General features: G+C 59.4%; 5 protein-coding genes. 4 read left to right on the top strand and 1 reads right to left on the bottom strand.

The genetic code is table 11. The features are described from left to right. The 4 genes from WFM46_RS22895 to cydB form a co-directional block, all read left to right on the top strand. Positions 1-386, top strand: a 386-nt coding sequence (locus WFM46_RS22895; protein ID WP_336998624.1) for a ferritin-like domain-containing protein, incomplete at its 5' end; no start/stop codon positions are given. Between the two features lie 15 nt (positions 387-401). Beyond that, the gene (locus tag WFM46_RS22900; protein ID WP_336998625.1) at positions 402-1,274 is read left to right on the top strand and encodes a manganese catalase family protein; all 873 of its coding nucleotides are present in this window, start codon (positions 402-404) and stop codon (positions 1,272-1,274) included. A 74-nt stretch (positions 1,275-1,348) separates the two neighbouring features. Next, positions 1,349-2,752 (top strand): cytochrome ubiquinol oxidase subunit I, encoded by a 1,404-nt coding sequence (locus tag WFM46_RS22905; protein ID WP_103822604.1) that lies wholly within the window; start codon positions 1,349-1,351, stop codon positions 2,750-2,752. After that, the gene (cydB, locus tag WFM46_RS22910; protein WP_103180820.1) at positions 2,752-3,762 is read left to right on the top strand and encodes a cytochrome d ubiquinol oxidase subunit II; all 1,011 of its coding nucleotides are present in this window, start codon (positions 2,752-2,754) and stop codon (positions 3,760-3,762) included. Before WFM46_RS22905 ends, cydB begins: the two co-directional genes overlap by 1 nt. 149 nt (positions 3,763-3,911) lie before the next feature. Here cydB and WFM46_RS22915 read toward each other — a convergent pair. Next, a partial coding sequence (locus WFM46_RS22915) for an SDR family oxidoreductase (protein ID WP_336998626.1) occupies positions 3,912-4,748 on the bottom strand: 837 nt, incomplete at its 5' end.

Raw genomic sequence — 4,748 nt, forward strand, 5'->3', positions numbered from 1 at the left:
GTATTGAGCAACATCTTACTGAAACCAAACAGCAAATAAATGTACTGGAAGAGATCCTCGACCGTAACGATATTTCCCGCTCAATGTTGAAAGACTCCATGAGCAAAATGATGGCGTTCGGCCAGTCTGTCGGCGGCATTATGACCTCGGATGAAATCGTAAAAGGCTCTATTAGCGGCTACGTTTTCGAGCAGTTCGAAATTGCCTGCTATACCTCCCTGCTGGCCGCGGCGCGAAAAGCCGGAGACGTGGCATCGATTCCAGCGATCGAATCGATCCTCGCCGAAGAGCAGCGCATGGCCGACTGGCTGATCCAGCATATTCCTGACACGACTGAGCAGTTCCTGCTCCGCTCAGATGCTGACGGTGTCGAAGCGAAAAAATAACCAGGGAGTGAGCGTATGTTTCGACACGTAAAACAATTGCAGTATACCGTCCGCGTTGCCGAGCCGAACCCCGGCCTGGCAAACCTGCTGCTTGAACAGTTTGGCGGCCCACAGGGCGAGCTGGCGGCCGCCTGCCGTTACTTCACCCAGGGGCTGGGCGATGACGATCCAGGCCGCAGAGAGATGCTGATGGATATCGCGACCGAAGAGCTCAGCCACCTTGAGATCATCGGTACGCTGGTCGGCATGCTGAACAAAGGCGCCAAAGGCGAACTGGCGGAAGGCACCGAAAGTGAAGCGGAACTCTACCGCTCACTGACGCAAAACGGTAACGATAGCCATATCACCTCCCTGCTGTATGGCGGTGGACCACCGCTGACCAACTCCGCAGGCGTGCCATGGACTGCGGCGTATATCGATACTATCGGGGAAGCCACCGCCGATTTGCGCTCCAACATCGCGGCGGAAGCACGCGCCAAAATCATCTATGAACGCCTGATCAACGTTACTGACGATGTCGGGGTAAAAGATGCCCTTGCGTTCCTGATGACCCGAGAAGCCGCACACCAGCTCTCGTTTGAGAAGGCGTTGCAGTCGATTCGCAATAATTTCCCACCAGGGAAACTACCGCCAATCGAACAATACGCAACCACCTACTACAATATGTCTGCAGGTGATGATCTTCGCGGCAGCTGGAACAGCGATGAAAACTTTGAGTACGTTGCCGATCCGCAACCCGCGGTTGATGGCGGCGATGGCAGCGCTGAGGTTACGCTCACGAAAGAGCAGGCCGCACTACTCAAAGCGATGGCGAGCCGCACCGAGTCGGATCCAACAACCGATCCGCTCACTGGCGCTGAGCTGGGTGCCGGTAAAAATAAACCGTAACCCCGCCCGCAACAACAGCCGTACCACGATGCCCCGTTTTATACGGGGCTTTTCGCTGACAGGGGAAGAGTACGATGTTCGAACTCGATGCGTTTTATCTCGCCAGGCTTCAGTTTGCCTTCACTGTCTCATTTCATATTATCTTCCCGGCGTTAACCATCGGCCTTGCCAGCTATCTGGTGGTACTGGAGGGGATGTGGCTGAGAACGAAAAATGATGTCTGGCGCTCGCTCTATCATTTCTGGTTAAAAATCTTCGCCGTTAACTTCGGCATGGGCGTGGTCTCCGGGCTGGTGATGGCTTACCAGTTTGGCACCAACTGGAGTGGCTTTTCGCAGTTTGCCGGCAGCATCACCGGCCCGCTGCTCACCTATGAAGTGCTCACCGCCTTCTTCCTCGAAGCGGGTTTCCTTGGGGTCATGCTGTTTGGCTGGAACAAGGTTGGGCCTGGCCTGCACTTTTTTGCCACCTGTATGGTGGCGCTGGGCACTCTGATGTCCACCTTCTGGATCCTCGCCTCCAACAGCTGGATGCACACGCCGCAGGGCTTTAGCATCGAGAACGGTCAGGTCATCCCCGAGGACTGGTTCGCCATCATCTTTAACCCCTCTTTCCCGTATCGTCTGATCCACATGTCCATCGCCGCCTTCCTGAGCAGCGCCCTGTTTGTTGGCGCCTCCGGCGCATGGCATCTGCTGCGCGGTAACGACAGCCCGGCGGTGCGCAAAATGTTCTCAATGGCGCTGTGGATGGCGCTGCTGGTGGCGCCGATACAGGCCTTTGTCGGGGATATGCACGGCCTGAACACCCTCGAACACCAGCCGGCAAAAATCGCCGCCATCGAAGGGCACTGGGAAAATCCCCCTGGCGAAGCGACGCCCCTGCTGCTGTTTGGTGTGCCCGATATGGAAGAGGAGCGCACCAAGTATGGGCTGGAGATCCCGGCGCTTGGCAGCCTGATCCTCACCCACAGCCTGGATAAGCAGGTCCCGGCGCTGAAAGATTTCCCGAAAGATGAGCGCCCTAACTCGCTCATCGTCTTCTGGTCGTTCCGCGTGATGGTGGGCCTGGGGCTGCTGATGATCCTGATGGGGGTTATCAGCCTTTGGTTGCGCCATCGCCGTCGGCTCTATCACTCCCGCCCGTTCCACCGCTTTGCCCTGAGTATGGGGCCAGCGGGTGTAGTCGCGATCCTCGCCGGCTGGGTCACGACCGAGGTGGGCCGCCAGCCGTGGGTCGTATATGGCTATCTGCGCACCATTGATGCGGTGTCGCTGCACAGCACCCTGCAAATGAGCATCAGCCTGCTGGCGTTTATCGTTGTTTACTGCTCGGTATTTGGCGTGGGGTTAGTCTATCTGGTGCGGTTGATTAAGAAAGGACCGCAGCCTACCGATAATCTCTCGATGAAGACCGACGGCAGACCCGCACGCCCGCTCTCGGCGGCAGAACCGGTTCCGGAAGAGGAGAAACTGTAATGGGCGTCGATATCTCAGTTATCTGGTTTGCCATCATCGTTTTCGCCACCCTGATGTACATCATCATGGATGGCTTCGATTTAGGTATCGGCATGCTCTTCTACTTTGAGCGCGACCCGCAGGCGCGCGACGTGATGGTAAACAGCGTCGCCCCGGTATGGGACGGAAACGAAACCTGGCTGGTGCTGGGGGGCGCCGGGCTGTTTGGCGCCTTCCCGCTGGCCTATGCGGTGGTTATCGACGCCCTTACCATCCCGTTGACCGCGATGCTGATCGGGCTCATCTTCCGCGGGGTGGCGTTCGAGTTTCGTTTTAAAGCCACGCCGTCGCACCGCGCCTTCTGGGACTACTCCTTCGCAGGGGGCTCGCTGCTGGCGACCTTCAGCCAGGGGATTGTCGTCGGGGCGATGATTAACGGCTTTGATGTTGAAGGCCGCCGCTTCGCGGGTTCGTCGCTGGACTGGCTGACCCCCTTCAACCTCTTCTGCGGGCTGGGGCTGATGGTGGCCTATACCCTGCTGGGCACCACCTGGCTGATTATGAAAAGCGAAGGGGCATTACAGCGCCATATGCGGGATTTGACCCGCAAGGTGCTGCTGGCGCTGCTGGCGGTAGTGGCGGTGGTAAGCGTCTGGACCCCGCTCGGCTGGCAATATGTGGCCGACCGCTGGTTCACATTGCCGAACTTCTTCTACTTCCTGCCGGTGCCGCTGCTGGTGGGGATCTTCGGTCTGTGGATCTGGCGACTCACCCGCGATCCGCACAGTCATACCCGGCCCTTCCTGCTGACCCTCGGGCTGATCTTCCTTGGCTTTAGCGGGCTCGGCATCAGCCTCTGGCCCAACATTATCCCGCCACGCATCACCATCTGGGACGCCGCCGCGCCGCCGTCCAGCCAGCTCTTTATGCTGGTGGGCACGCTGCTGATCATCCCGTTGATTCTGGTCTATACCGCCTGGAGCTACTACGTGTTCCGCGGCAAGGTGACTGACACCGAGGGCTACCATTAAGCGTCGCAGCATTGCCGGGTGGCGCTGACGCTTACCCGGCCTACAAATCGCCCCCCAGGCCCGGCAAGCATCGCGCCACCGGGCGGTGCGCAATAAAAAGCCGGGTGGCGGCTTTGCCTTACCCGGCCTACAAAACGATACTGCTTAGACTATTTCCGCCGGGTGATCAGTTTCCCCACCAGCAGCAGTCCCGCCAGCGCAGCGCTACCCAGCAGTACTTTCCCCGGCACGCCGGAGGTGATGGCCGTCGCCCGGGTTCTCGACTCGTCGGAAAAGCGCCCGTGGACCTGGTGCATCCCCCTGACCGGCCCGGAAAGATAATCCTGCCGCTCGGGAACGTTGAGTTCGTTGGTCATCTGCCCTTCCCACGCCTTTTTCACCATCATGCGATCCAGCAGGCCGGGGAAGAGAAACTGGCCGATAATCGCCTGCATGGTGCTGCGCCCGACCCACAGCTCCCGCACCGGGCGGCGGGTCACGTTGAAAATCGCCTCGGCGGCCACCTCCGGCTCGTAGACCGGTCCGATTGGGCGCATGGCGAAGGCAAACTTATTGCGCGCCCAGCTAAACTGCGGCGTGTTAAGGCCCGGCATCTGCACCATCGTCAGCTGGATATTGATACGCTCGTGGATAAGCTCGGTGCGTACCGCGTCGGTAAAGCCGCGGATCGCCGCTTTCGCGCCGCAGTAGGCGGACTGGAGCGGGATGGAGCGGTAAGCCAGCGCAGAGCCCACCTGGATAATCTGTCCCGCATCGCGCGGGGTCATCACGGACAATGCCGCCCGGGTGCCGTTAACGTAGCCCAGGTAGGTTACGTCCGTGACCCGGCGAAACTCCTCATCGCTCATGGCGCGAAACGGCGCCAGCACCCCGCACATGGCGTTGTTGATCCATACATCAATTGCGCCGAGCTGCGTCTCGAACGCGTTGGCCGCCGCCATGATGGCCGACGCGTCCGTCACATCGGCATTCACCGTGTGACACTT

The sequence above is a fragment of the Leclercia sp. M50 genome (genome assembly GCF_037150775.1).
Classification (GTDB): domain Bacteria; phylum Pseudomonadota; class Gammaproteobacteria; order Enterobacterales; family Enterobacteriaceae; genus Enterobacter.